Annotated in this window: 25 protein-coding genes and 1 pseudogene; 14 read left to right on the top strand and 12 right to left on the bottom strand. The window is 63.6% G+C overall.

Annotation, left to right across the window (positions count from 1 at the left end; genetic code table 11):
* Window positions 1-19: 19 nt before the first annotated feature.
* On the top strand, window positions 20-3,184 hold the full coding sequence (locus tag C4K38_RS27060) for an efflux RND transporter permease subunit (protein ID WP_053280907.1): 3,165 nt from the start codon (window positions 20-22) through the stop codon (window positions 3,182-3,184).
* Window positions 3,185-3,763: 579 nt separating this feature from the next.
* Here the strand turns inward: C4K38_RS27060 and C4K38_RS27055 are convergent.
* Window positions 3,764-5,092: an OprD family porin gene (locus C4K38_RS27055; RefSeq protein WP_053280905.1), complete on the bottom strand. Its 1,329-nt coding sequence runs from the start codon at window positions 5,090-5,092 to the stop codon at window positions 3,764-3,766.
* A gap of 333 nt (window positions 5,093-5,425) precedes the next feature.
* On the opposite strand from C4K38_RS27055, the gene C4K38_RS27050 reads away from it, so the two are divergent.
* Complete coding sequence (locus C4K38_RS27050) at window positions 5,426-5,758, top strand: DUF2790 domain-containing protein (RefSeq protein WP_053280904.1); 333 nt, start codon at window positions 5,426-5,428, stop codon at window positions 5,756-5,758.
* 138 nt (window positions 5,759-5,896) lie between these two features.
* Here C4K38_RS27050 and C4K38_RS27045 read toward each other — a convergent pair whose 3' ends face one another.
* Complete coding sequence (locus tag C4K38_RS27045) at window positions 5,897-6,406, bottom strand: RidA family protein (protein WP_053280903.1); 510 nt, start codon at window positions 6,404-6,406, stop codon at window positions 5,897-5,899.
* Between C4K38_RS27045 and C4K38_RS33045 the strand changes: the two are divergent.
* Together C4K38_RS33045 and C4K38_RS33040 are read left to right on the top strand one after the other, a co-directional pair.
* Window positions 6,330-7,349 (top strand): annotated as a pseudogene (locus tag C4K38_RS33045) (PAS domain-containing protein); the annotation flags it as partial. The gene C4K38_RS27045 and the pseudogene C4K38_RS33045 overlap by 77 nt on opposite strands.
* Window positions 7,350-7,505: 156 nt before the next feature.
* A complete protein-coding gene (locus C4K38_RS33040; protein ID WP_230589656.1) occupies window positions 7,506-7,937 on the top strand; it encodes a methyl-accepting chemotaxis protein in 432 nt (143 codons plus the stop codon).
* 51 nt (window positions 7,938-7,988) lie between these two features.
* On the opposite strand, the gene C4K38_RS27035 is transcribed toward C4K38_RS33040, so the two are convergent.
* Window positions 7,989-8,906, bottom strand: coding sequence for a LysR family transcriptional regulator (locus C4K38_RS27035; RefSeq protein ID WP_053280902.1), 918 nt, complete (start codon window positions 8,904-8,906; stop codon window positions 7,989-7,991).
* Between the two features lie 214 nt (window positions 8,907-9,120).
* Window positions 9,121-9,894: an SDR family oxidoreductase gene (locus C4K38_RS27030; protein ID WP_053280901.1), complete on the bottom strand. Its 774-nt coding sequence runs from the start codon at window positions 9,892-9,894 to the stop codon at window positions 9,121-9,123.
* A gap of 167 nt (window positions 9,895-10,061) precedes the next feature.
* Here C4K38_RS27030 and C4K38_RS27025 point away from each other — a divergent pair, with 167 nt between their 5' ends.
* Window positions 10,062-10,661: a flavin reductase family protein gene (locus C4K38_RS27025; protein WP_053280900.1), complete on the top strand. Its 600-nt coding sequence runs from the start codon at window positions 10,062-10,064 to the stop codon at window positions 10,659-10,661.
* A 6-nt stretch (window positions 10,662-10,667) separates the two neighbouring features.
* On the opposite strand, the gene C4K38_RS27020 is transcribed toward C4K38_RS27025, so the two are convergent.
* Entirely contained in the window at window positions 10,668-11,750 is a 1,083-nt protein-coding gene (locus tag C4K38_RS27020) for an SDR family oxidoreductase (protein ID WP_053280899.1), read from the bottom strand.
* Window positions 11,751-11,847: 97 nt separating this feature from the next.
* On the opposite strand from C4K38_RS27020, the gene C4K38_RS27015 reads away from it, so the two are divergent.
* Window positions 11,848-12,750: a LysR family transcriptional regulator gene (locus C4K38_RS27015; protein WP_053280898.1), complete on the top strand. Its 903-nt coding sequence runs from the start codon at window positions 11,848-11,850 to the stop codon at window positions 12,748-12,750.
* A gap of 7 nt (window positions 12,751-12,757) precedes the next feature.
* On the opposite strand, the gene C4K38_RS27010 is transcribed toward C4K38_RS27015, so the two are convergent.
* Window positions 12,758-13,642, bottom strand: a complete 885-nt coding sequence (locus C4K38_RS27010) for a LysR family transcriptional regulator (protein WP_053280897.1) — start codon at window positions 13,640-13,642, stop codon at window positions 12,758-12,760.
* Between the two features lie 112 nt (window positions 13,643-13,754).
* Here C4K38_RS27010 and C4K38_RS27005 point away from each other — a divergent pair, with 112 nt between their 5' ends.
* Window positions 13,755-15,158, top strand: a complete 1,404-nt coding sequence (locus tag C4K38_RS27005) for an MFS transporter (RefSeq protein WP_053280896.1) — start codon at window positions 13,755-13,757, stop codon at window positions 15,156-15,158.
* 192 nt (window positions 15,159-15,350) lie between these two features.
* Here C4K38_RS27005 and C4K38_RS27000 read toward each other — a convergent pair whose 3' ends face one another.
* The 3 genes from C4K38_RS27000 to C4K38_RS26990 form a co-directional block, all read right to left on the bottom strand.
* Window positions 15,351-15,740, bottom strand: coding sequence for a cupin domain-containing protein (locus C4K38_RS27000; RefSeq protein ID WP_053280895.1), 390 nt, complete (start codon window positions 15,738-15,740; stop codon window positions 15,351-15,353).
* Window positions 15,741-15,828: 88 nt separating this feature from the next.
* Window positions 15,829-16,638, bottom strand: coding sequence for an AraC family transcriptional regulator (locus C4K38_RS26995; RefSeq protein ID WP_053280894.1), 810 nt, complete (start codon window positions 16,636-16,638; stop codon window positions 15,829-15,831).
* Between the two features lie 68 nt (window positions 16,639-16,706).
* Entirely contained in the window at window positions 16,707-17,048 is a 342-nt protein-coding gene (locus C4K38_RS26990; protein ID WP_053280893.1) for a DUF190 domain-containing protein, read from the bottom strand.
* A gap of 153 nt (window positions 17,049-17,201) precedes the next feature.
* On the opposite strand from C4K38_RS26990, the gene C4K38_RS26985 reads away from it, so the two are divergent.
* From C4K38_RS26985 to C4K38_RS26960, 6 genes are read left to right on the top strand one after another with little or no spacing between them, the layout of a single operon-like run.
* Complete coding sequence (locus C4K38_RS26985) at window positions 17,202-17,759, top strand: DUF2975 domain-containing protein (RefSeq protein ID WP_053280892.1); 558 nt, start codon at window positions 17,202-17,204, stop codon at window positions 17,757-17,759.
* 7 nt (window positions 17,760-17,766) lie between these two features.
* A complete protein-coding gene (locus tag C4K38_RS26980) occupies window positions 17,767-17,979 on the top strand; it encodes a helix-turn-helix domain-containing protein (protein ID WP_009050838.1) in 213 nt (70 codons plus the stop codon).
* A 38-nt stretch (window positions 17,980-18,017) separates the two neighbouring features.
* Entirely contained in the window at window positions 18,018-18,659 is a 642-nt protein-coding gene (locus tag C4K38_RS26975) for a LysE family transporter (protein ID WP_053280891.1), read from the top strand.
* Window positions 18,660-18,708: 49 nt separating this feature from the next.
* On the top strand, window positions 18,709-19,188 hold the full coding sequence (locus C4K38_RS26970; RefSeq protein WP_053280890.1) for a GNAT family N-acetyltransferase: 480 nt from the start codon (window positions 18,709-18,711) through the stop codon (window positions 19,186-19,188).
* A gap of 45 nt (window positions 19,189-19,233) precedes the next feature.
* Window positions 19,234-20,328, top strand: a complete 1,095-nt coding sequence (gene ddlA, locus C4K38_RS26965; protein ID WP_053280889.1) for a D-alanine--D-alanine ligase — start codon at window positions 19,234-19,236, stop codon at window positions 20,326-20,328.
* A gap of 15 nt (window positions 20,329-20,343) precedes the next feature.
* Window positions 20,344-20,697 (top strand): gamma-glutamylcyclotransferase family protein, encoded by a 354-nt coding sequence (locus C4K38_RS26960; protein ID WP_053280888.1) that lies wholly within the window; start codon window positions 20,344-20,346, stop codon window positions 20,695-20,697.
* A 10-nt stretch (window positions 20,698-20,707) separates the two neighbouring features.
* Here the strand turns inward: C4K38_RS26960 and C4K38_RS26955 are convergent, their stop codons facing one another.
* The 3 genes from C4K38_RS26955 to C4K38_RS26945 all read right to left on the bottom strand — a co-directional run bounded on the left by C4K38_RS26955 (window position 20,708) and on the right by C4K38_RS26945 (window position 23,009).
* The gene (locus C4K38_RS26955; protein ID WP_232007622.1) at window positions 20,708-21,289 is read right to left on the bottom strand and encodes a hypothetical protein; all 582 of its coding nucleotides are present in this window, start codon (window positions 21,287-21,289) and stop codon (window positions 20,708-20,710) included.
* Between the two features lie 82 nt (window positions 21,290-21,371).
* Complete coding sequence (locus C4K38_RS26950; protein WP_053280886.1) at window positions 21,372-22,088, bottom strand: purine nucleoside phosphorylase YfiH/LACC1 family protein; 717 nt, start codon at window positions 22,086-22,088, stop codon at window positions 21,372-21,374.
* Between the two features lie 108 nt (window positions 22,089-22,196).
* A complete protein-coding gene (locus tag C4K38_RS26945) occupies window positions 22,197-23,009 on the bottom strand; it encodes a MerR family transcriptional regulator (protein WP_053280885.1) in 813 nt (270 codons plus the stop codon).
* 215 nt (window positions 23,010-23,224) lie between these two features.
* Between C4K38_RS26945 and C4K38_RS26940 the strand changes: the two genes are divergently transcribed.
* Window positions 23,225-23,662: a hypothetical protein gene (locus C4K38_RS26940; RefSeq protein WP_053280884.1), complete on the top strand. Its 438-nt coding sequence runs from the start codon at window positions 23,225-23,227 to the stop codon at window positions 23,660-23,662.
* Window positions 23,663-23,677 lie beyond the last annotated feature (15 nt).

Raw genomic sequence — 23,677 nt, 5'->3', positions numbered from 1 at the left:
CCCTGGAGAGTGACTTCCCATGTTTGAACGCATCATTCAATTCGCCATCGAGCAGCGCATCATCGTGCTGCTGGCGGTGCTGCTGATGGCCGCCGTGGGCATCGGCAGCTACCAGAAACTGCCGATCGACGCGGTGCCGGACATCACCAACGTGCAGGTCCAGGTCAACGCCAGCATGCCCGGCTACTCGCCGCTGGAAACCGAGCAGCGCATCACCTATCCGGTGGAGGTGGCCATGGCCGGCCTGCCGGGCCTGGAGCAGACCCGCTCGACCTCGCGCTCGGGCCTATCCCAGGTGACGGTGATCTTCAAGGAAGGCACCGACCTGTACTTCGCCCGGCAGCTGGTCAACGAGCGCCTGCAAGTGGCCCGCGAACAGCTGCCCGAAGGCGTGGAGGCGAGCATGGGGCCGATCTCCACCGGCCTCGGCGAGATCTTCTTCTGGACGGTGGAAGCCGAGCCGGGCGCGCTCAAGGAAGACGGCACGGCCTACACCCCGACTGACCTGCGGGTGATCCAGGACTGGGTCATCGCCCCGCAGCTGCGCAACGTGCCGGGGGTGGCCGAGATCAACACCATCGGCGGTTTCGCCAAGCTCTATCAGATCGCCCCGGACCCCAGGCGCCTGGCGGCCTACAACCTGACCCTGGGCGACCTGATGACCGCCCTGGACCGCAACAACGCCAACGTCGGCGCCGGCTACATCGAGCGCAACGGCCAGCAGTTGCTGATTCGCGCACCGGGGCAGGTGAAGTCCATCGAGGACATCGCCAACATCGTGATCAATACCGTGGACGGCACGCCGATCCGCGTCAGCAACGTGGCCACCGTGGACATCGGCCGTGAGCTGCGCACCGGCGCGGCCACCGAGAACGGTCGTGAAGTGGTGCTCGGCACGGTGTTCATGCTGGTGGGGGAAAACAGCCGCACGGTGTCCCGGGTGGTGGCGGAAAAACTCGCCGAGATCAATCGCTCGCTGCCCAAGGGTGTGACCGCAGTCACTGTGTACGACCGCACCAACCTGGTGGACAAGGCCGTGGCCACGGTGAAGAAAAACCTCATCGAAGGCGCGCTGCTGGTCATCGCCATTCTGTTCCTGTTCCTGGGCAATATCCGCGCCGCGCTGATCACCGCCATGGTGATCCCGCTGGCCATGCTGTTCACCTTCACCGGCATGTTCACCAACAAGGTCAGCGCCAACCTGATGAGCCTCGGCGCGCTGGACTTCGGGATCATCGTCGACGGCGCGGTGGTGATCGTCGAGAACGCCATCCGCCGCCTGGCCCATGCCCAGCAGCACCACGGGCGCATGCTCACCCGTTCCGAACGCCTGCACGAAGTCTTCGCCGCGGCCAAGGAAGCGCGACGGGCGTTGATCTACGGGCAGCTGATCATCATGGTGGTGTACCTGCCGATCTTTGCCCTGTCCGGGGTGGCCGGGAAGATGTTCCACCCGATGGCCTTCACCGTGGTGATAGCCCTTCTGGGGGCGATGATCCTCTCGGTGACTTTCGTCCCGGCGGCGATCGCGCTGTTCGTCACCGGCAAGGTCAAGGAGGAAGAAAATTTCGTCATGCGTGGTGCCCGCCGTGGCTACGAGCCGGTGCTGCGCTGGGTGATGAGCCATCGTTCCCTGGCCTTTGCCCTGGCCTTCCTCAGTGTGCTGGTTTCGGGCCTGGTGGCCAGCCGCATGGGCAGCGAGTTCATCCCCAGCCTCAGCGAAGGCGACTTCGCCCAACAGGCGATGCGCGTGCCCGACGCCAGCCTCACTCAGTCGGTGGAAATGCAGAAGACCCTGGAGAAAACCCTGCTGGCGCAGATACCGGAAATCGAGCGGGTGTTCGCCCGTACCGGTACCGCCGAGATCGCCTCGGACGTGATGCCGCCGAACATTTCCGATGCCTACCTGATGCTCAAGCCCAAGGAGCAATGGCCGGACCCGGGCAAGTCGCGCGAGGCGATCATTGCCGACATCGAACGGGTCAGCAACAGCCTGCCGGGCAACGTCTACGAGCTGTCGCAACCGATCCAGCTGCGTTTCAACGAACTGATTTCCGGGGTGCGCAGCGATGTCGCGGTGAAGGTCTTCGGCGATGACATGGAGGTGCTGAACAAGACCGCCGAGGCGATCTCGCAGACCTTGCAGAAGATCGACGGCGCCGCCGAAGTGAAGGTGCAGCAGACCACCGGCCTGCCGGTGCTGACGGTGAATGTCGATCGTGACAAGGCGGCCCGTTTCGGCCTCAACGTCGGCGATGTGCAGGACGCCGTGGCGATTGCCGTGGGCGGGCGCAAGGCGGGCATCCTGTACGAGGGCGACCGGCGCTTCGACATGCTGGTGCGCATGTCCGACAGCCTGCGTACCGATATCGACGGGCTGTCGCGCCTGCTGATTCCGGTGGCGGCGGCCGCGGGCAGCGTCAACGGGCAACTGGGTTTCATCGCCCTGTCGGAAGTCGCCAGCGTCGACCTGGTGCTCGGCCCGGCGCAGGTCAGCCGCGAGAACGGCAAGCGCCTGGTGATCGTCAGCGCCAACGTGCGTGGGCGCGACATGGGCTCCTTCGTCGAAGAAGCGACCCGGGCCATCGGCGATCAGGTGAAGATCCCGACCGGCTACTGGATCACCTGGGGTGGCCAGTTCGAACAGTTGCAGGAAGCCTCCAAGCGCCTGGAGATCGTGGTGCCGGTGGCGCTGCTGCTGGTGTTCGGCCTGTTGTTCATGATGTTCAACAACCTCAAGGACGGGCTGCTGGTGTTCACCGGGATTCCCTTCGCCCTGACCGGCGGGATCATGGCCCTATGGCTGCGCGACATCCCGCTGTCGATCTCGGCGGGGGTGGGCTTCATCGCGCTGTCGGGGGTGGCGGTGCTCAACGGCCTGGTGATGATCGCCTTTATCCGCAACCTGCGCGAAGAAGGGCGAATGCTCGCGGCGGCGGTCAACGAAGGCGCGCTGACTCGCCTGCGCCCGGTGCTGATGACCGCCCTGGTGGCGTCCCTGGGGTTCATCCCCATGGCCCTGGCCACCGGCACCGGCGCTGAAGTGCAGCGGCCGCTGGCCACCGTGGTCATCGGCGGCATCATCTCCTCCACCGCCCTGACCCTGCTGGTGCTGCCGGCGCTGTACCACTGGGCGCACCGCAAGGAAGAAGAACAGGAGCTGCAGGACCTGCTGAACGACTGACCCGCGATCGGCCTCACCCAACCCCGCCTGCGTCATACGCAGGCGGGGTTTTGTTTATGTGGGGATTGCCACAGGTCGAATCGGGGAGGGGGTAAATACCGGGCAAAAAAAAGCGCCCCATGCGGGACGCTAAAAATTCATCTCTTTCCAAAGGAGCATTCGAAAAAACGCTTCAGAGATGAATGTGCTCGGGGTGGGCCGGCGTCAGCGGGAAGCTGTGCATGCCTGGGGCCCTGGGGTTCTGTGAGGGGCGGCGTTGGTTGCGCCGTTGTGGTTCTTTTCGCCGCTGTGCTGTTGCTGGCCGAGCCAGAATTGTTCCAGGGCATGCCTGGCGCGTTCGCTGCCGTTATCGCTGGGGAGCGCGCTGGGCTGGCCAGGCGGAGTCAGGTGGGCAGGCTTCAAGACATGATCTCCCGCAGGTGCTGGCCGCTAGCGAAGCGCTGTCGGCTCGGGCATGGGGGCAAGTATATGAAGGCCAACCTGACGAGAAGGTGAGGGCGATATTACAGTTCTGAAAGATGGGCGTCTGTGAAGAAGTTTTAACGTCGGGCGGGGCTCTTCCCCGCCCGGCGCAAAGGCTTAAAGAATGGCCAGCGGGTACTCGACTATCAGGCGAAATTCCTCCAGGTCGGACTCGAAGCTGCTGGAGCGTATGGTCGCCTGGCGGATGCGCAGCGACAGGTCCTTGAGGCTGCCGCCCTGTACCACGTACTTGGCTTCGATATCACGCTCCCAGCGGCGCTGGTCGGTCAGCGGATTGCCGTCCGCACCGCGGCGCATATAGACCGCGTTGGCGTTGCTGTAGTCGGCATCGCTGCCTTTGCCATAGCGGGTCATGAACGACAGGCCGGGGATACCCAGGGGCTGCATGTCGAGGTCGTAGCGGACCATCCACGAGCGTTCCTTCGGCGAGTTGAAGTCGCTGTACTGGATCGAGTTGTCGAGGAAGATCGAGTCCGACTGGCGCAGGTAGTCGAAGTCGTCGTCGCCGTTGTTGCGCTGGTGCGACAGCGACAGGGTGTGGGCGCCATAGGTGGCGCCGACCTTGGCGCTCCAGATGTTGTTGTCGAGCTTGCCGAGCAGCTTCTTGCCCTCGTCCACCGCCTTGTAATAGTTGAACCCGGCGAACAGCGAGAACTGGTCGGAGACCGGCCAGGTGGCGGCGGTGCCGAAGTAGTACTGGTCCCAGGCGTCCTTCAGGCGGCTGCTGTAGAGGCTGACGCTGAGGTGCTTGTTCAGACTGTAATCGCCGCCGAAGTAGGCGACCCAGGGCGAGTCGACCTTGCCAGCATAGAAGGTGGCGAAGCCGTCGCGCAGGCTACTGCTGTCGGGCTGGCTCATGCTGTGCAGGCGTCCGCCCTGGACACTCAGGCCGTCGATGCTGGTGTTTTCGAAGGTGGCCCCACGAAAGCTCTCCGGCAGCAGGCGCGAGTCGCCGTAGTGCACCACCGGAGTTTTCGGGAAGACGTCGCCGACCTTGATCACCGTATCGAGCAGGCGCATTTTCGCCGCGCCGCCGACCTTGCTGTAGTTGTCGGCCGGGTGGTTGTCGTCGTCCACCGGCAGCATGTTGAAGGATCCGCGCCCGCCGCTGCGGCCGGTGCCGGAGTCGAGCTTGAAGCCATACATGGCAAAGGCATCGAGGCCGAAACCGACGGTGCCCTGGGTGAAGCCGGACTCGAACTTGCCGATCAGCCCCTGGGCCCAGGCTTCGGAATAACCGTTGCCGGTGGGGCTGGACTGGCCCTTGCGATCGTCGCGATTGAAGTAGTAGTTGCGGGCCAGCACGTTGAGGCGGCTGCCTTCGATAAAACCTTCGGGCTGGTCGTCTGCCGCGTTCACGGCCAATGGGCCGAGTCCCAGTACCGCGGAAAACACGGACAGGGACCAGCGGGTTTGAGTGCGCATGTTGTTTGCTCCTGGATATGGGCAGCTATCAGCTGTTATGTCGCCTGGGGCGTTCTTGTTAGTTGTACTCGCGAACCGTCTGGTTAACGGCTGGAGTCAACGCCGATAGTTGCAAACAACAGATAACGCGGAGGTGATCCGGTTATTACAATTCTGCAAGGATAGAAGCTGTAAGTTGGTTTTGGTGGTAGATGAAGGTCTTGTTTTATAAGAGGTTTGCTTAATGAAAAGAGATGGCTTTGGGTTTATTGCAAATAAGTAATGTGCGCGTGATCTTCCTGACAGGGGCCACTGGTTATCCTCGTTGCAACTAACCAAAACGAGGAAACAGTCATGAAGTTTTTTAAATTGAGTATCGCCGCGCTGGTAGTTTCCATTTCGTCCCTGGCCATGGCCGAAGGCGGCGGCGACCGCACCTTCGACCGCGCCATGCAGGCGAACGAGCGGGCCATGGCGGCCTACGCGGCGAAGCAGGGCAAGGAGGCGCCGGTGGTGGAAAACTATCGCTACGGCATGCCCCTGGATGTGCAAAAGGTGGTCAGCGTGACGCCGCTGGCCAAGGCCTGCAACCCGGTGCCGTCACGCATGACCTACGAGGATTCGGCCGGCCAGCTCAAGACCCTTGAGTATCAGGTGATGGGCCAGTGCCGCACCAATGGCAGCTAGGGCCTGTACGAAAAGTGGCTGCGCTCGGTCATGCTGCGTTAAAAACAGGCTCGGAATGCTCATGTAGGCCCCTACACTCCGCTTCCTCGCCTGTTTTTGCCTTGCCTGACCTTCGCTCGCCGACTTTTCGTACAGACCCTAATCCTCAACATCCTCATGGGGCGGGGGAAGGGGTTCGAGGGCGACGATCATGTCGATTTCCACCGCGGCATTCTTTGGCAACTGATAGACCCCAAGGGAGGTGCGGGTGTGCACCCCGGCCTCGGCAAAGATCGAATAGAGCACTTCGGAGGCCGCGTCGGCGACTTCACTCTGCTGGGTGAAGTCAGCGGCGCTTTGCACATAGACGTTGAGCCGCAGGACTTTTTTCACCCGCTGCAGATCGCCCAGCAACTGAGCGAGGATCGCCAGGGCACGCATTGTACAAATACGCGCGGCATATCGGCCGTCCTCCAGCGACACATCGCCACCGACCCGGCCGACCACCTTTACGCTGTTGTCGATGCGCGGGATCTGCCCGCTGACGTACACCTCGTCGCCGTTCTGCACCGCGGGCACGTAGTTGCCACCGATGCGCATTTCACCGTCGAAAGCGTGTCCCAGACGGGCCGCCACCTGGTCGAACAGGGCCTTGCGTGAAGCCTCCATAGATTGCACTCCGTCGATTGCCGTTGATTTTCCAGAGCAGGACTATAGCCCCTCTTCCGGGCTCCTGAGCATGGGCTGTAGCCCCGCAGGGCCGGGGCCTGAGCCGTTTCAAAGTTTTTTAGTCGGATATGTCTTACGGGCTCTTCAGAAAAATACTCTAGCGCCGATGGCTAGAGACAATGCTGCCCACTATTACTGCCCATCGGTGCATCCCATGTTCAACAAAAGCCTGAAGCAAGAGCTGTTGGCTCTACGCGAAGAACTCTCGAGCCTGCAGCAAGTGAAGGACAGCCTCGACAGCGAAATGCTGGTGCTGATTCTCGGTCCCGATGGACGCATTCTGTCGGCCAACGACAACTTCAACCAGGAAATGCTCTACAGAGGCAGCGAATTGGTCGGTCGTCACATCGAGGACATCGTGCCGGCTCACGTCAAGACCGATGAGTTCCACCACCGTTTCAAGGCGACGCTGACCCGTGGCGAGCACTTTGCCGGCGCGGTACGCCTGCTGCGCGGCAATGGCCAGGAAGCCTGGCTGCGCTCGATCTCCCAGCCGGTCCGTGATTCCCAGGGGCGGATCAAGCAGTTCTCGATCTACTCCAGCGACCTGACCCGCACCATCGAAGCCTCTCGCGAGCACGAGAACCTGATCGGCGCGCTGGTCCGCTCCACGGCGGTGATCGAGTTCGACCTCAACGGCAACGTGCTGACGGCCAACGAGCGTTTCCTCCACGGCATGGGCTACAGCCTGGCGCAAATCCAGGGCAAGCATCACCGCACCTTCTGCGAACCCGAGGAGTACAACAGCGCGGAGTACCAGGCGTTCTGGAGGCGCCTGAACGCCGGCGAGTTTGTCGCCGGGCGGTTCAAGCGCATCGACAGCTACGGCCGCGTGGTCTGGCTCGAGGCTTCCTACAACCCGGTGGTCGATGCCAACAACCGGCTGTACAAGGTGGTGAAGTTCGCCACCGTGATCACCGACCAGGTGAACCAGGAGCAGGCAGTCGCCGAGGCGGCGAACATCGCCTACAGCACCTCGTTGCAAACCGACAACAGCGCCCAGCGCGGCACCACCGTGGTGACCGAGGCGGTGAACGTGATGCGCGACCTGGCCAAGCACATGCAGCAGGCCGGTGAAGGCATCGAGGCGCTGAACGAGCAGTCGCTGGTGATCGGCACCATCGTCAAGACCATCAGCGGCATCGCCGAGCAGACCAACCTGCTGGCGCTCAACGCGGCCATCGAAGCGGCGCGGGCCGGTGAACAGGGGCGCGGCTTTGCCGTGGTGGCCGACGAAGTCCGGCAACTGGCCTCGCGTACCAGCAAGGCTACCGACGAAATCGTCGGCGTGGTGCGGCAGAACCAGGACATGGCGCGCGAGGCCGTGGCGCTGATGACCGATGGCAAGGCGCAGGCCGAGCAGGGCCTGGCCCTGGCCGCCGAAGCCGGCACGGTAATCGTCGAGATCCAGGACGGCGCGCAGAAGGTGGTGAGCGCTGTCGGCCAGTTCGCCAACCAATTGTCCAGCTGATGTTCCGGTTGCCTCGGCCGGTGTGAGCGTCATGACCGCGCGGGGCGGCTGTCAGCCCTGCCGATCGCTTTCGAGATGGGGCGCGACCAGGGTTTCGAACCATTCGATAAAGGCGTTCAGCCGACGCGAGCGATGGTTGCGATTGGGGTAGAGCGCGGAGATCGCCATGGACGCGGGGCGAAACTCGGGCAGGACTTCCACCAGTTCACCGCTGTCGAGCAGGTACTGCACATCGAAGCGCGGAATCTGGATCAGGCCCAGCCCGGCCCGGCAGCAGGCGATGTAGTTTTCGGCGTTGTTGACGATCACCCGGCTGGGCAGGTTCAGTTCCAGCTCGTGACCTTCGGCCAGGTATTCCCAGGGTTGTTCGCGGCCCGTGCTGGGGGAGCCGTAGCCGACCATCCAGTGACCGTCGACCAGGTCGCCCGGTGTCTGTGGCTGGCCGTGCCGGGCCAGGTATTCGGGGCTGGCGCAATTGATCAGGGCCAGGTTGCCCAGGCGCCTGACGATCAGGCTGCTGTCGCGCAGGGTGCCGACGCGGATCGCGCAATCCACGCCTTCCTGCACTAGATCGATGGAGCGGTCGGTGGAGCCCAGGGCCAGTTTCAGGCTGGGGTAGCTGGCGAAAAGTTCGGGCAGGGCGGGGGCGATCAGGCGCCGGGCGATCCGGCTGGGTACGTCGACATTGAGCCGGCCGCAAACGTCCAGCAGACGGGTGTGAAACAACTGCTCGAGTTCCACCGCATCGCTCAGCAACAGGCGCGCGCGCTCCAGCAGGACCGCGCCGTCGGCGGTCAGTTGTACCTGGCGCGTGGTGCGGTGCAACAGGCGCGTGGCAAGGGCGGTTTCCAGTTGCTGCACCGCTGCCGACACGGTGGCCCGGGGCAGTTCAAGGGCATGCGCGGCCTTGATGAAACTGCCCATGTCGGCCACCTGGATGAACACACGGTATTGCTCGAGCTTATCCATGGATGGGGCGGGGTCCGAAGCTTGCGGTGCGTGTTTTCCGTAGGAGCGAGGCTTGCCCGCGATAGCGTTGTATCAGACAGACCTTGATCGCGGGCAAGCCTCGCTCCTACAGAATCGTGTCGCACTTGATGGCGATTTCTTCCAAACGCCAATCTACCTCGCCCTCTGGCGGATTACCCGTGGTGATGACAACCGTCGATCAGAAGGGCGGGCCTCACTTGGTGGTGTAGCCGCCGTTGATCAACAGGGTCTGGCCGGTGATCCACCAGCCGTCGGTGACCAGATGACGGATGAAGGGCACCACGTCCTCGATGTCGGTCAGGCCGGTCTTGCTGAAGCCGGACAGCGCCGCGGCGGTCTTGTGGTAAGCCACGGCGTCCGCGCCTTCGGCCGGGTAGAAGAAAGGCGTGTCCATCGGCCCCGGACCCACGGCAGTCACCGAGATACCGCGGGCGCCGAACTCCTTGGAGGCGGCGCGAGTGAAGTGTTCCACCGGTGCCTTGGCCCCGCCGTAGGCGGCATAGAAGGGTGTATAGGCGCCGAGCAGCGAGGTCACCAGCGTCACCAGCTTGCCGTGGTCTTCCAGCTGTTTGCCGGCTTCCTTGATAAAGAAGAACGCGCTCTTGGAGTTGACCGCGAACATGTCGTCGTACTCGGCTTCGCTGATCTCGACTATGGGTTTTTTCAGGACCTTGCCCACGGTGTTGATGGCGATGTCGATCTTGCCGAAACGGGCCTTGGCGTCGCTGAAGAGTTTCTCCACGGCCGCGGCGGTGGTCAGGTCGGCCTGCCACGCCTGGGCATCGACGCCCAGGTTCTTGATCGCCGCCACGGTCTGCTCGGCGTCGGCCTTGCTGGCGGCGCTGTTGTAATGCACGGCGATGGCCTGCACGCCATGGGCGGCCAGGTCCCGGGCGATCAGGCCGCCCAGGTTCTTCGCGCCACCGGCGATCAACGCGACCTTGTTTTTCAGAGAATGGTCTGCCATGGAAAAGCTCCTTCAGCCTGTGAGGTGAAGGCCTAGTCTAAGCAGCCGCGAGTCAGGGATAAGCCCGGTCAATCTGGATGGATTATCCAGGGAAAATGCCCAATCCCGGATGCTGCCCAGAACCGGGATGTCGCTACAATCGACTCTTTTTTCCCGGAGCCTTACCCATGAGCGCATCCCACCGTCGTCCGGTGCCCCTGGCCAAGGCCTATCGTCTGCTCAACCACGGGCCGACCGTGCTGGTCAGCGCCGCCCATGGCAGCCAGCGCAACATCATGGCCGCAGCCTGGGCCATGCCCCTGGATTTCGAGCCGCCGAAAGTCGCCGTGGTGCTCGACAAAGCCACCTGGACCCGCCAACTGCTGGAAGCCTCCGGCACCTTCGTGCTCAACGTGCCGTGCGCCGCCCAGGTCGATATCGTGCAGACCCTGGGTTCCACCTCGGGCCTGGAGCTGACCCGCGACCAGGGCCGCGACAAGTTCGAGCTGTATGGCCTGCCGACCTTCGCCGGCGAGCTGATCGACGCACCGTTGCTCGATGGCTGCGTGGCCTGGCTCGAATGCCGCCTGCTGCCGGAGCCGCACAACCATGAACGCTACGACCTGTTCCTCGGCGAAGTCATCGCCGCCCAGGCCGATGAGCGAGTGTTCAGCGACGGCCGTTGGCATTTCACCGGGCACGATGCCTTGCGCACCTTGCACCATGTGGCGGGCGGGCATTTCCTGAGGATTGGCGACCCGCTGGACGGCAAGCCCCTGCCGTTGTGATCCGCCTCAGGGAATCAGTCGCCGTTCGCGCAGGTTCTGCAGTTGCTCGCGGATGCTCTGGTGAGTATCGATGCAGCCGTGGAAACCGGCCTGGCGGATCTTGATGGTGCTCTGCACCATGTCGTAGCCGGTGTTCAGCCAGCCGTCGACGAATGGCCAGGCGGCGATCTGTTCCCAGGGCGTCGGTTGCAGGCCGTGCCTGGCCACGATGCGCTGCCACAGCGGCGCCTTGTCGGCCATCTGCACTCCCAGGTTCATCGGCTGCGGCGCGGCGACCGGCAGGTCGAAGAACCCGGCGATCTCCGGCCACACATGTTGCCAGCGGAAGTGGTCGCCATTGGTGATGTTGAAGACTTCATTGCGCGCGCCGCTGGCGTTCAGCGCCCAGAGCACCGCCTGTGCCAGCAGCCGGGCATCGGTGCTTTGATGCAAGGCGTTCCAGGCCGCCAGGCTGCCGGGGAAACGCAGGGGCACGCCCAGCTCCTGGCTGATCGCGGCAAAGGCCGCCACCCCGGTGAGGATATTCATCGGTGAGCCCAGGCTGGTGCCCATCACCCCGTCCGGGCGCAGCACGGTCCAGCCGAAGCCGTCCTGCTCGGCGCGCTGCCACAGCAGGTCCTCCTGATCGTTATAGAAGATCGGTCCCACCATCCGGCTATCGCTCTCCTTGGCCGGGGTCTTGTAGTGGCCCAGGTGCTCGCCGTAAGACTTGCCGCCACCAATCAACACCACATGCCGCAGCTTCGCCCCGGCCTGTTTCAGGGCCAGCAGGCTGTGTTCGAGCATGGCCACGTTGGGCGCCACGGTGGCGGCCATGGTTTCCCGTTCGCTGTAGGCGCAGAACACCAGGTCGGTGACCTCGCGCAGGTCGCCGAAGGCATGATTCACCGCATCAGCGTCCAGCAAGTCGACGCTGACATGGGCCGGCGCCGGGCTGCCGTCGGCCAGTTGCGCGGGGGCGCTACGGCGGGCGGCGGTGGTCAGTCGCCAGTCGGGTTGGCGAACCATGTGTTCGACGATGGCGCTGCCGGTGACGCCGTAGCCGCCGACCACTAGCAAGTGGCGCGCGGGGGAGGTTGGAGTGTTCATGCCAGAGGTCCTTGAGTGGGTGTGCGGACCATCATAGAGTTGGCTTTTGCCGTGAAATAGACGGCTGTCTGGCACATCATCTGTGAGTTGAATTCATATGGCTGGCAGCGACATCAACCGCTTCGCCGAGATGGAAACCTTCGTCAGGGTCGTGGAATCCGGCGGCATGTCCGCCGCCGCGCGGCTCAAGCGCACCACGCCGTCCTCGGTGAGCAAGCTGCTGGGCCGCCTGGAGTCACGCCTCGGCGTGCGCCTGCTCAACCGTTCGACCCGCCAGTTGCAACTGACCCCGGAAGGCCGGGCGTTCTACGACAACTGCGTGCGGGTCCTGGCCGATGTGCGCGAGGTGGAGCGCGAGGCCACCAACGGTCGCGAGCCGGTGGGGCGGATTCGGGTCAACACCAGCGCGTCGTTCGGCCTGCATGTGCTGGCGCCGCTGATGGCGGAGTTTCTCGGGCGTTATCCGGCGGTGTCCCTGGATATCGTGCACACCGATTCCCTGGTCGACCTGCTGGGCGAGCAGACTGATGTCGCGGTGCGCGCCGGGCCGCTGGAGAACTCGCGGCTGGTAGCGCGCAAACTTGGCGAGAGCCGTTCGATCATAGTCGCGGCGCCTGCTTATCTGGCACGCCACGGGACTCCCCAGGCACCTTCGCAACTGGAGCGGCACAACCTGATCGGCTTCGACTATGCGCGGGCAGTGGAAGGCTGGCGCCTGATGGAAAACGGCACGCCCATGCTGATCCAACCCAACGGCCGAGCGCAGGCCAGCGACGGCGAAGCGCTGCGGCATCTGGCCCTGAACGGGGTCGGCATCGCCCAGCTGGCGACTTTCACCATTGCCGACGACCTGGCCCAGGGGCGACTGATACCGCTGCTGGAGAGGTTCGACGACAGCCGCCCGGAAAGTTTCCACGCGGTGTACCTGGGGCAGGGTGGGCACCTGCCATCCCGGGTCAGGGCCTTTATCGATTTCCTCGCCGAGCGGGTACACCTGTAGCCGCGGCTTACCAGCTGACGGTGTTCAGGGCGTCGGCGAAGACCTTGAGTTTGGGCGAGTACTGGCGCGACGGCGGATAGACCAGCGACAGCGCCCGGCTGCGCCCGGAAAAGGCCTGCAGGATCGGCACCAGGCGGCCGTCGGCGAGGGCGTCCTCGACGGCGAAGTTCATCAGTTGGGCGATGCCGAAACCACCCAGCACTCCGTCCACCAGCGCGTCGCCGATATCGAAGATCAGCCGGCTGGGCACGCTGACATCGCGCACCTTGCCGTCGAGCATGAACTGCCAGTCCACCAGGCGCCCGCTGCGCAGGTTGCGCACGGTCAGGCAGTTGTGCCGTTGCAGTTCTTCCACGGTTTGCGGCGTGCCATGGCGGGCCAGGTAGGCCGGGGACGCTACGGTGACCCAGCGCAGCGGCGCCAGGAGCCGGGCGATCAGGCGCTGGTCCTGGATCTCGCCGGTGCGCAGGATGGCGTCGAAGCCTTCGTCGACGATGTCCACCAGGCGATCGGTCATCACCGCTTCGATGCTCAGGTCCGGGTATTGCTCGGTCAGGCGGCCGATCAGCGGCATCACCACCTTGCGCCCGAACAGCGACGGCGTGCTGATCTTCAGCAGGCCGGTAGGCGAGTCGCGGCGGTCCAGCAGCAGGCTTTCGGTTTGCGCCAGTTCGGCCAGCAGCGGTGCGGCGCGCTCCACCAGCAGCTTGCCGTCCGGGGTCAGGCTGACGCTGCGGGTGTTGCGTTGCAGCAGGCGCACGCCCAGTTGCTGCTCCAGGCGCGAAATGGCCCGCGACAGGCCGGACTGGGTCAGCCGCAGATCGCCGGCGGCACGGGTGAAGCTGCGGGTCTCGGCGACCCGGACCAGCAAACGAACGGCGTTCAGATCCATGATTAAAGTCATCACTGAAAGAGCAATGACGGTATTTATCATCTAATCCGCATCAAAGAAACTGAGAGTCCTTGATTCACCCCCCTTACTTTTCACACAAGGACTCGACGTGATGCCCGCCACCTCTTCAGCCAGGCCGTCCGGTTGGATGCTGCTACTGCTGGCCAGCGCGCAGCTGATCATCGCCCTGGACGCGACCATCGTCTTCGTCGCCTTGCCGGAAATCGGCAGCCACCTGGGGTTTTCCGCGCAACAACTGCAATGGGTGGTCAGTGCCTACAGCGTGGCCTTCGGCGGCTTTCTGCTGCTGGGCGGCCGGGCGGCCGACCTGTTGGGCAAGCGCCGTTTCTACATCGTCGGGCAAAGCCTGTACGCCCTGGCCTCTCTGGCCGGCGGCCTGGGTGGTAGCGCCTTGCTGCTGGTGCTGGCGCGGGCGGTGCAGGGTGTCGGCGGGGCGATGCTGTTCCCGGCGACGCTGGCGCTGATCAACAGCCATTACGCCGAAGGACCGGCGCGCAACCGGGCGTTCGCGGTGTGGAGCGCGGCCTCGGCGGCGGGCCTGGCCCTGGGCGCGCTGCTGGGGGGCGTGCTGACCCAATGGTGGGGCTGGGAAGCGGTGTTTCTGGTCAACGTACCCCTGGCTGGCGCCTGTGCCCTGTTGGCCCGGCGCTGGATTCCGGCCGATGGCGAGCGCGAACGTGGCCGGCGCTTCGACCTTGGCGGCGCCTTGACCGTGACAGTGGGTGGCACGCTGCTGGTGTTCGCCATTGTCCAGGGCCCGGAATGGGGCTGGAGCGCACCGGCGACCCTGGGCTGTGGCGCGCTGGCGTTGCTCCTGCTCGGCGTGTTCGCCTGGATCGAACAGCGTGGCCACGACCCGCTGATGCCGCTGCGCCTGTTGGCCCATCGCGAGCTGCGCCTGGCGATGTTTCTCACGGCCCTGTTCATGAGCAGCTTCGGCGTGCAGTACTACTTCCTTGCGTTGTACTTCCAGCAGGTCTACGGCTACAGCGTGCTGCAAAGCGGTGTGGCGTTTCTGCCGGCAACCCTGTTATGCACCCTGGGCATCTGGCTGGCCGAACGTTCGTTGCTGCGCTTCGGGCTGCGGGCGACCCTGGTCAGCGGTCTGCTCCTGGGGGCGCTGGGTATCGGCGGGGTGTATGTGGCGCTGCCCGACGGGGCGGGGTTCTGGAGCCTGATGCCGGGCATTGTGGTGCTGAGCATTGGCCAGGGCATGACCTGGACCGCCATGTGGGTTTCGGCCGGGCAGGGCATCGCGCCGGGCGAGCAGGGCGTGGCGGCGGGCATTGCCTCCACCAGCCAGCAGATCGGCGGGGCGCTGGGGCTGGCGCTGCTGGTGTCCCTGGCCAACGCCGGGCTGGGCGGCTCGCAGGCGGCCGGCATCGAGCAAGCGGTGGGCGCCAGCGCCTTGCTCGCCCTGCTGGGGGCGCTGCTGGCCCTACGCTTGCGGGTGCCGACGGCCCAAGGCCTGGCGGCAGCCGCCGAACGCGGTTGAGTGGCAGCCGATGACGGCGTGCCTGTAGCCGCTGCCGAGCGAAGCGAGGCTGCGAACGAGGACGCAGTCCTCGCCAAACCTGCGCATGGGGTTTGCCTTGAAGAATGCATTGCCCGTCTTTGCGGCCGCTACGCTGCCGATCGCAGCCTCGCGTTGCTCGGCAGCGGCTACAGGGTGAGTCAGCGTGAGAGCTCAGATCCACACATCATTGGCCGCGGTGCGTTCGCCGCCTTCTTCGCCGGTGTTGCGCACGCCCTTGGGTTCGATCAGCAGCAGCTTGACCTCCTGCTCGGCGTACGGCTTGTGTTTCACGCCCTTGGGCACGACAAACATCTCGCCCTGGTTGATCGTCACCTGGCCGTCGGCAAAGTCGATGCGCAGTTGGCCTTCCAGGACGATAAAGGTCTCGTCGGTGTCCGGGTGGTCGTGCCAGATGAAGTCCCCTTGCAGCTTCACCAGTTTGAACTGGTAGTCGTTCATCTCGGCGATGACACGGGCCTGCCAGTGGTCGTCGAACAGGCCGAGTTTGTAGGCGAAGTTCAGGCTCTGGTAGGTGCTGGGCGCGGTGCTGGCTGGATTCATGGTGCGGCTCCGTAAAGAGGTGATCGGGCCTCTACGGTAATCAGCGCGGCGCTGCGGTTCTTGTACGATTGTGCGTGCCGGGCGGCGCTCAGCAGCCGTGCATTTTCAGCCAGCGGGCCGGCGGCAGGCCGTAGGTCTTGCTGAACTGGCGGGTCATGTGGCTCTGGTCGGTGAAGCCGGCCAGCAGCGCCGCGCTGACCAGCGACTGGCCTTGCAGCAGCAGGGCCCTGACCAGGTCCAGGCGGCGCATGGTCAGGTAGCGATAGGGGCTGGTGCCGAACAGCAGGCGAAAGTCCCGCGACAGGCTCCAGCGGTCGCGACCACTGTGGGTGGCCAGTTCGTCGAGGGTGATGCTCTGGTCCAGGGCGCTGTGCATGTATTCCCGCGCGCGCTCCGCGGCCTGATAGTCAAAGCGCTGCGCCGGCCGGGAAACGCCGGAAACGGCATTCAGCGCATGGGCCAGGTCGAACAGCGCGTCTTCCTGTTCCAGCGGATCCAGCGGGCTTTCCATGCTGCGCAGCAAGGTGTCGGTAGCGGCGAACAGTCGTGGGTCGGTGGACAGGCCATTCTTGATGAAGGGCAGCGGCTGGCCGCCGAGGATCTGCTGGATCAGCGCCGGCTCGATATAAAGCATGCGGTAATGGAAGCCGTCCTGGGTGCCGGCCTCGCCGTCGTGGACTTCATCCGGGTGCAGCACCATGGTCCCGCCCGGCAGGTTGTGGCGCCAGCCGCCGCGGTACTGGAAGCTCTGCACCCCAGACAACGTGCGGCCGATGGCGTAGGTGTCGTGACGGTGCAGGTCGTAGCCATGACCGGCGAAAAACGCCTCGATACGCTCCAGCCCCCGGGCGGGAGGCGCGCGGTGGACCCAGTCTTTACGGGGGGCAGGCTTGCCCATGGAACTGTCCTCGACAACAACGTCAGGCCAATACGGTAACCCAGGAGGGCGCACCTGTCTTCAGCGCGTCATCCGCCCGCGCCGGCTTTCTCGGCCTGTTTGCCAAGGGTGCCGAATTCGATCGGCGTCTTGATGTAGAACAGGGCGATGTCTTCGGTCTCCAGGCGTTCGAACAGCCGAGTGCATTCCTCCGCGGTGAGCGCCAGGCGGACCTCGATGGGTTGGTCGGCGAGTTCGAAAAAGTGCACGGAGTGCAACCGGCCGGTGTGGCCGAAGCCTTCGATGGCGGTGCCCATGGTGGCGCCGCGCAGGCCCAGTTCATTGGCCAGGTCGACGAGCCAGTCACCGACCATCTTGCCGTGGTAGCGGCGATTTTGCTGGGTGAAGAAAATCACCAGGAAACCGTTCATGAGCGTTCTCCAATGGCCTCCATTACTTTCAGCATAGCCCCGGGGCTATCGTGCGGGATATGAATTAAATGATCGAATAGCAGAAAATAATTATTGTTTTGCGATAATTAATTCTTTATGGTTTCTGTCACATTCCTTCCTCTGGAGCCTCCCATGACGTCCCAAGGTCTTGCCCGGTTCAGCCAGCGCATGTCGGCTGTCACCCTGTTACTGATCATTGCCATGTTGCTGCTCAACGCGGCGCTGTGGCTGTTTCCGCCATTGAGCGCGGAGAATGGCTATGGGTTCGGGTTTGGCCTGAGCAATAGCCTGTCGAGCCATCTGGCCGCTGGTGCCACCTTTCCCTGGTGGCAAACCCTGGGCGGCATTCTGCTGTCGAGCATCCCCCTGCTAGCGTTGGCCTTTGGCTTGAACCATCTGCGTCGGCTGTTCCAGAGCTATGCCCGTGGCGAGTACTTTTCCAGCGCGGCGGCCGTGCATTTGGGCAAGGTTGGCCGAGGTGTGGCGTTGTGGGTGTTGCTGGACTTTCTCTGCGAGCCGCTGCTCAGCGTCTGGATCACCCTGAACGCGCCGGTGGGCGAGCGCCTGATCAGTCTCAGCATCACCGCCCCGACCTTTGTCGCGCTGTTTTTGGCCGCGTGTATTTCCATCATCGCGCGCATCCTCTGGCAGGCCAGTGAAGTGGATTCGGAAAACCGCGCCTTCGTGTGAGATCAGTATGTCAATTGTCATTCAACTGGACGTGATGCTGGCCCGGCGCAAGGTCAAATCCAAAGACCTCGCGGCAGCGATCGGCATCACCGAGGCCAACCTGTCCCTGCTCAAGCAGGGCAAGGTCAAGGGCCTGCGGCTCGCGACCCTGGACGCGATCTGCCAATACCTGGAGTGTCAGCCGGGCGACCTGTTGATCCATGAGCCCGAGGTGGAGTAGCGTCAGCCTCCCTTCACGCGATAAAGGCGGCCTGTGTCATGGCGCTTGAACATTTGCTGTATGCCGGCCCGCTGCTGTCGCTGGCGTTGCTCTGGACCGTGGCCGTGGTCACGCCGGGGCCGAATTTCTTTACCACGGCGCAATTGGCCGCCAGTTGCTCGCGTCGCCATGGCATGACCGCCGCGCTGGGCGTCGCCACCGGCACGGTGCTCTGGGGGCTGGCCGGCGGCCTGGGGATCAAGTCGCTGTTCAGCGCGGCCCCGGCCTTGTACCTGGCCTTCAAGATCGCCGGCGGCTGCTACCTGATCTACCTCGGCCTGAAGCAGTTCAAGCGCAAGCCAGCCCTGACCGGTGCTGGCCATGGCTTGCCTGGCGAGTCGGGCCGCAGCCTGTTCTCGGCCTATCGCCTGGGTTTTCTCGGCAACATGACCAACCCCAAGTCGGCGCTGTTCGTCGCCACCATCTTCGCCACTTCGATGCCGGCATCGCCGCCGCCGTTGCTGCTGGCCCTGGCCGTGCTGACCATGGCCTCGCTGTCGTTCACCTGGTACTGCTGCGTCGCGCTGTTCTTCGCCAGCAACCGCATGGCGGCCGTCTATAGTCGTTCACGCAAATGGCTGGACCGCTTGGCCGGCAGCTGCTACCTGCTGTTCGGCGCCCATCTGGTGGCCAATCGCTGAAACCGGCACCGGGTGCATTACATGGATTTTCAGGGTCAGGAGACAGGACATGAGCTTCGCTTTTCGCCCCGTGCAGGAGCGGGATATTCCACGGATCTGCGGTTTTGCCAGTAATCCCGGCGAGTTGTTTTTCTTTTTCCCGGCGGCCACCTGGCCGCTGACCCATGAGCAACTGCGCGACTCCATTGCCCAACGCTCTGATTCGACAGTGATCGAGCGGGACGGCCAGGTGCTGGGGTTCGCCAACTTCTACCAGTGGGAAACCCAGGGCACCTGCACCATCGGCAACGTCATCGTCGATCCCGAGGCCCGCGGCGCGGGCGTCGCCGGGCAGCTGATCGGCGAGATGCTGCGCATCGCCCGGGACAAGCACCAGGCCGCGCAGGTGACCTTGTCCTGTTTCAATGACAACGTGGCGGGTCTGCTGCTGTATCCGAAGCTGGGGTTCGTGCCGTTCGCCATCGAAGAACGCCGGAACAAACAGAATCAGCGAGTGGCGCTGATCCACTTGCGACATCAGCCGGCTTGAGTGGTCCGACTCACCGGTGAACCACTTTTTTAACGGGAACAAACCATGAGCAAGCTGCGGGTCGGGATTATTTTTGGTGGCCGTTCGGCCGAACACGAAGTGTCGCTGCAATCGGCGCGCAACATCGTCGATGCGCTGGATCGCGAGCGCTTCGAGCCGGTGCTGATCGGCATCGACAAGAACGGCCACTGGCACCTCAACGACACCTCGAACTTCCTGATCAACCAGGAAAACCCGGCGCTGATCGCCCTCAACCAGTCCAATCGCGAACTGGCGGTGGTGCCGGGCAAGACCAGCCAGCAACTGGTGGAAACCTCCAGCCAGGAACTGCTGGGCCACGTCGATGTGATTTTCCCCATCGTCCACGGCACCCTCGGCGAAGACGGCTGCCTGCAAGGCCTGCTGCGCATGGCCGACCTGCCGTTCGTGGGCTCCGATGTGCTGGGTTCGGCGGTGTGCATGGACAAGGACATCAGCAAGCGCCTGCTGCGCGATACCGGCCTGGCAGTGACGCCCTTTATCACCCTGAGCCGTGCCACCGCGGCGCGTACCGACTTTGCCCTGGCGCAAAGCAAGCTGGGCCTGCCGATGTTCGTCAAGCCGGCGAACCAGGGCTCGTCCGTGGGCGTGAGCAAGGTCACCAGTGAAGCGCAATACCACGCCGCCATCGAGTTGGCGCTGGGCTTCGATGAAAAGGTCTTGGTGGAGTCGGCGGTCAGTGGTCGCGAGATCGAATGCGCGGTGCTGGGCAACGATCAGCCGATCGCCAGCGGTTGTGGGGAAATCGTGGTCGGCAGCGGTTTTTATTCCTACGACAGCAAATACATCGACGACCAGGCGGCCCAGGTGGTGGTGCCGGCTGACCTCAGCGAAGAGGTCAGCGAGCGTATTCGCGCCCTGGCCGTCGAGGCGTTCCAGGTGCTGGGTTGTTCGGGGCTGGCGCGGGTTGATGTGTTCCTGACCCAGGGCGGCGAAGTGCTGATCAACGAGATCAATTCGCTGCCCGGTTTCACCCGCATCAGCATGTATCCGAAGCTGTGGCAGGCCGCGGGCATGACCTACAGCGAACTGGTCAGCCGCTTGATCGAGCTGGCGCTGGAGCGCCATGCGGCGCGCCAGGCACTGAAAATCAGCCGCTGAATTCTGGAGTGAGAAATGAGCGTTACCACTGAAGCGTTGCAGTACCTGTTTTCCTACGGCACCTTGCAGGACAAGGCCGTGCAACTGGCCAATTTCGGTCGCGAACTGGAGGGGAGCGCGGACGCGCTGCCGGGGTATGAACAGGCCTGGGTGGAGATCACCGACCCCGAGGTGCTGGCCACCAGCGGCAAGACCCATCACCCGATCCTCCGCCCGGGCAACGCGGCCAGTGCGCCTATCCCGGGCACGGTGTTTCGCATCACCGCCCAGGAGCTGGCCGCGGCGGACAGCTACGAGGTGGCGGACTACAAGCGCGTAAGCGTGGTGCTGCAGTCCGGGATCGAGGCGTGGGTGTATGTGAGCGCTTGAGGCGCCGGGCTCAGTTCACGGTCGTGGCCATGTAGTACAGCATCGTGCTCCACAGCGTTGCCCCGATGGCCATGAACACATAGTTGATCGGGGTGAACCGGGCGTTGCTTTCGCCCAGCGGGTCACCGGCGGCTGCGTTGAGGCCGCGCTGACCCTTGAAGGTCACCAGCGCCTGGATCGGTAACAGCACCAGGCTGGCGATATCCAGCGACAAACTGTCGGGATTCCTTCTGGACATGCCATCGAGGCCGTGGCTGATCAGCAGTATCACCACGAACTGCGAAGCCAGGTCCCACGGCAGCCAGTCAAAGCGGCGGCCGCTTTTCTTGATCAGGGTATTGGCTTCGCGGTACAGCGCGTGGGTGTAGAACAGCATGAGTACTGCCCGGGCGATGGGCCACATGGGCTGCCCGCTGGCCTGCTTGAACTGCTGCCAGTTCTTGTAGGCCCAGTAGGGCAGGTAGAGGCCGAAGGTCAGCATGAACAGGGTCATGAACTTGGTCTTGGACACTACGTAGAAAGGGCGCTGCACTTCGTTGGCAGTGGCCAGCTCGGCTTGAGGCGGGGCATAGCGCTGGTCAGACACGATCATTCCTTTGTTGGGTCTGTGGGGCGCGCAAGGTTAACCCGGTGCGGCGCCCAAGACCTATCGTGATAAATCTGAAAATGCGCTTTCAGGCACGCCCTATCCACGAGTACTGAAAGGACTTTTCTTCGCCCCGGTGGCCGCGGCGGCGATAGCTGGCCAGGGTCGGGCTGGAACAGTAGGTGCAGTGCTCGCAGTGTTCGATCTGTTCATCGCTGATGCCCGCCACGCGCAACAGGTGCAGCGCATAGCCGCTCAGGTCGAACCAGAGCGAGTCCGGCCGGGTCGGTGGTGGCGGGGCAATCTCCGGGGGCAGCCGCGGTGCGGGGCGTTCCTGGCTCCAGGGTGCCTGCTCCTGCGACCACAGGTGGCCTTGGGTGGCCGACAGGGTGTCGATGAACTCCGGACTGACTTCGTAGCAGCAAGGCTTGATCGACGGGCCGAACGCCACGCGCAACTGATGGGCGGCGATGCCCTTGGCGGCGAAGCGTTGCAGCACATTGTCGATGATGCCGCCGTGCAGGCCTTTCCAGCCGGCATGGACCGCGGCGACCCACGAGGCGTCTTCACTGCTGATCAGCAGCGGCAGGCAGTCGGCTGTAATCACCGCTATAGGCCGGCCGGTGCGGGTGAACACCGCGTCGCCGCGGATGATGCCGCTCGGCAGCGTGGTGCTGGCCTCGACCACCTCGCCGGTGTGGGCCTGGGAGCAGAAGAACAGATTGGCAGGCAGTGGTGCCCCGATCCGAGAAAACTCGTGACGGATGCCTGGTATCTGCTTCAACACTGGCGCCTGGAAACTCATCGGACCTTCGCTCTGTTGCTGTGGATGAGCTACAGAGCATAGCGGGATCATGAGTCCTTTTGCTGACAGAGACCTGTCATCTGGTCGGTTGCTCGTCCGATCGAGGCATCAGTTTTTCAGAGGAATATAGAGTTCGACCACGCTGTCCGGGTGCATCGGCCCGAAAAAACGCTCCCCGGTGTACTCGAATTCCACCCCTTCATCGGCCCGCATCCCGGCGGCCGGCAGCCATTCGCTGTAGGCAGCGCGGAAGGTTTCCGGCAGGGTATGCACCGTGCCCCGATGCTCGATCCGGGCGTACTGGCGGGCGGGGATTTCCAGTTCCACCATGCCTTCCACCAAGGGCGCCTCGGCGCTGACCGGTAGCCCGGCGACATAACGCCACTGGCCGTCGCTCAAAGGCTGGCAAATACCGTAAGTGCCGACAGGTTCGGCCAGGCGCTGGATCTCCTGCTCGCGCGGTTCGAAGCGCTGCCACAGCTCGGCAATCGAGCCCTTGTCATCCTGCTGCCAGGCCATGCCGATGATGCGCTGCGCCGCCAGCGTCACCCGCACCGGTGTCTGCGGTGCCGGCAGGCTGCGTTCGGGCTGCGCCAGATAACGCTGCAACTGGCCGAGCACGTTCTGGCTGCGGGCGATCTGCGTTTCCAGTTCACCGGCATGGGCCTGCAACGCCTGGCGCAAACTCAACACGCTGTGCAACGCGCCGCTGTCCGCCAGCCCGCGAATCTCCTCCAGCCCCATGCCCAACTGCCGCAACCAGACAATGCGCCCCAATGTGCCGATCTGCTCCGGCTTGTAATAGCGATAACCGTTGTCTTGCCCGGTCAGCGCCGGGGCAAACAGACCGATGCTGTCGTAGTGGCGCAAGGTCTTGGTGGTGAGGTCATGGCAACGGGCCATTTGACCGATGGTGAGCATGCAAACGTCCTTTTTTGTGGTGAGGGTCGAGCGGCACTTTAGGGGTTTACCTAGGGGCAAGCTCAAGGTTGTTCCACGGTATTTTTTCAAGTATCCGAGAATCTTTCAGAGAAGTCTGGAGGGTAAATAGGCGCGGGATGACAGCCAGATTAGATTGGTAAATCTATAAGGCAGAGCTGCTGAGAAGAAGGCTCGGCGCCAAGTAAGGAGCGGTAATGTTTTTTTTCAGGAAGCTGAACCGGACCCGGATCTGGCAGTTTTGGGGCGGGCTCGATGGGCTCTATTTGTTGTGGTACGTCTCGAGTAGCGCCTGGCTGGGCAAGGTTCCGTTCTGGGATGACCTGACCGCGGCGACTGAAGTGCTCAAGGAGCATGGAACCGCTGCTTTGGTTATGGTGATGATCAATTGGGGTTTGCAGCTATCGATAGTCGTCAGCGCTTTCCTGTTTCTGTTTCAGCGTAAAGAAGCCAAGTGGCTGGGGCTTGCGCAGATCCCTTTGCGCTTGGTGTTTGTCGTGCCGTCTTTTTCAGTGCTTCTGATCGGCGCGTATTTTTTTCCGGGCTACAACCCGCTGATGATGCTGGGGGTGATAGTGCTTTCTGAAATCATCAAAGGCTGGAGTTTATGCGCGATCAGGAATGGCCCCCGCTAAGGGCGAGGGTGCAAG

It is taken from the genome of Pseudomonas chlororaphis subsp. piscium, from assembly GCF_003850345.1.
GTDB lineage: Bacteria > Pseudomonadota > Gammaproteobacteria > Pseudomonadales > Pseudomonadaceae > Aquipseudomonas > Aquipseudomonas piscium.
Note: the sequence above shows the minus strand (reverse complement) of the source record. Positions and strands in the feature narration are given on the sequence as shown.

Excerpts from the sequence above, each read along its gene's own strand:
- C4K38_RS27060 (WP_053280907.1), top strand. The coding sequence starts at position 20 with ATGTTTGAACGCATCATTCAATTCGCCATCGAGCAGCGCATCATCGTG.
- C4K38_RS27055 (WP_053280905.1), bottom strand. The coding sequence starts at position 5,092 with ATGCGCACTCAAACCCGCTGGTCCCTGTCCGTGTTTTCCGCGGTACTG.
- C4K38_RS27050 (WP_053280904.1), top strand. The coding sequence starts at position 5,426 with ATGAAGTTTTTTAAATTGAGTATCGCCGCGCTGGTAGTTTCCATTTCG.
- C4K38_RS27045 (WP_053280903.1), bottom strand. The coding sequence starts at position 6,406 with ATGGAGGCTTCACGCAAGGCCCTGTTCGACCAGGTGGCGGCCCGTCTG.
- C4K38_RS33040 (WP_230589656.1), top strand. The coding sequence starts at position 7,506 with ATGCGCGACCTGGCCAAGCACATGCAGCAGGCCGGTGAAGGCATCGAG.
- C4K38_RS27035 (WP_053280902.1), bottom strand. The coding sequence starts at position 8,906 with ATGGATAAGCTCGAGCAATACCGTGTGTTCATCCAGGTGGCCGACATG.
- C4K38_RS27030 (WP_053280901.1), bottom strand. The coding sequence starts at position 9,894 with ATGGCAGACCATTCTCTGAAAAACAAGGTCGCGTTGATCGCCGGTGGC.
- C4K38_RS27025 (WP_053280900.1), top strand. The coding sequence starts at position 10,062 with ATGAGCGCATCCCACCGTCGTCCGGTGCCCCTGGCCAAGGCCTATCGT.
- C4K38_RS27020 (WP_053280899.1), bottom strand. The coding sequence starts at position 11,750 with ATGAACACTCCAACCTCCCCCGCGCGCCACTTGCTAGTGGTCGGCGGC.
- C4K38_RS27015 (WP_053280898.1), top strand. The coding sequence starts at position 11,848 with ATGGCTGGCAGCGACATCAACCGCTTCGCCGAGATGGAAACCTTCGTC.
- C4K38_RS27010 (WP_053280897.1), bottom strand. The coding sequence starts at position 13,642 with ATGGATCTGAACGCCGTTCGTTTGCTGGTCCGGGTCGCCGAGACCCGC.
- C4K38_RS27005 (WP_053280896.1), top strand. The coding sequence starts at position 13,755 with ATGCCCGCCACCTCTTCAGCCAGGCCGTCCGGTTGGATGCTGCTACTG.
- C4K38_RS27000 (WP_053280895.1), bottom strand. The coding sequence starts at position 15,740 with ATGAATCCAGCCAGCACCGCGCCCAGCACCTACCAGAGCCTGAACTTC.
- C4K38_RS26995 (WP_053280894.1), bottom strand. The coding sequence starts at position 16,638 with ATGGGCAAGCCTGCCCCCCGTAAAGACTGGGTCCACCGCGCGCCTCCC.
- C4K38_RS26990 (WP_053280893.1), bottom strand. The coding sequence starts at position 17,048 with ATGAACGGTTTCCTGGTGATTTTCTTCACCCAGCAAAATCGCCGCTAC.
- C4K38_RS26985 (WP_053280892.1), top strand. The coding sequence starts at position 17,202 with ATGACGTCCCAAGGTCTTGCCCGGTTCAGCCAGCGCATGTCGGCTGTC.
- C4K38_RS26980 (WP_009050838.1), top strand. The coding sequence starts at position 17,767 with ATGTCAATTGTCATTCAACTGGACGTGATGCTGGCCCGGCGCAAGGTC.
- C4K38_RS26975 (WP_053280891.1), top strand. The coding sequence starts at position 18,018 with ATGGCGCTTGAACATTTGCTGTATGCCGGCCCGCTGCTGTCGCTGGCG.
- C4K38_RS26970 (WP_053280890.1), top strand. The coding sequence starts at position 18,709 with ATGAGCTTCGCTTTTCGCCCCGTGCAGGAGCGGGATATTCCACGGATC.
- ddlA (WP_053280889.1), top strand. The coding sequence starts at position 19,234 with ATGAGCAAGCTGCGGGTCGGGATTATTTTTGGTGGCCGTTCGGCCGAA.
- C4K38_RS26960 (WP_053280888.1), top strand. The coding sequence starts at position 20,344 with ATGAGCGTTACCACTGAAGCGTTGCAGTACCTGTTTTCCTACGGCACC.
- C4K38_RS26955 (WP_232007622.1), bottom strand. The coding sequence starts at position 21,289 with ATGATCGTGTCTGACCAGCGCTATGCCCCGCCTCAAGCCGAGCTGGCC.
- C4K38_RS26950 (WP_053280886.1), bottom strand. The coding sequence starts at position 22,088 with ATGAGTTTCCAGGCGCCAGTGTTGAAGCAGATACCAGGCATCCGTCAC.
- C4K38_RS26945 (WP_053280885.1), bottom strand. The coding sequence starts at position 23,009 with ATGCTCACCATCGGTCAAATGGCCCGTTGCCATGACCTCACCACCAAG.
- C4K38_RS26940 (WP_053280884.1), top strand. The coding sequence starts at position 23,225 with ATGTTTTTTTTCAGGAAGCTGAACCGGACCCGGATCTGGCAGTTTTGG.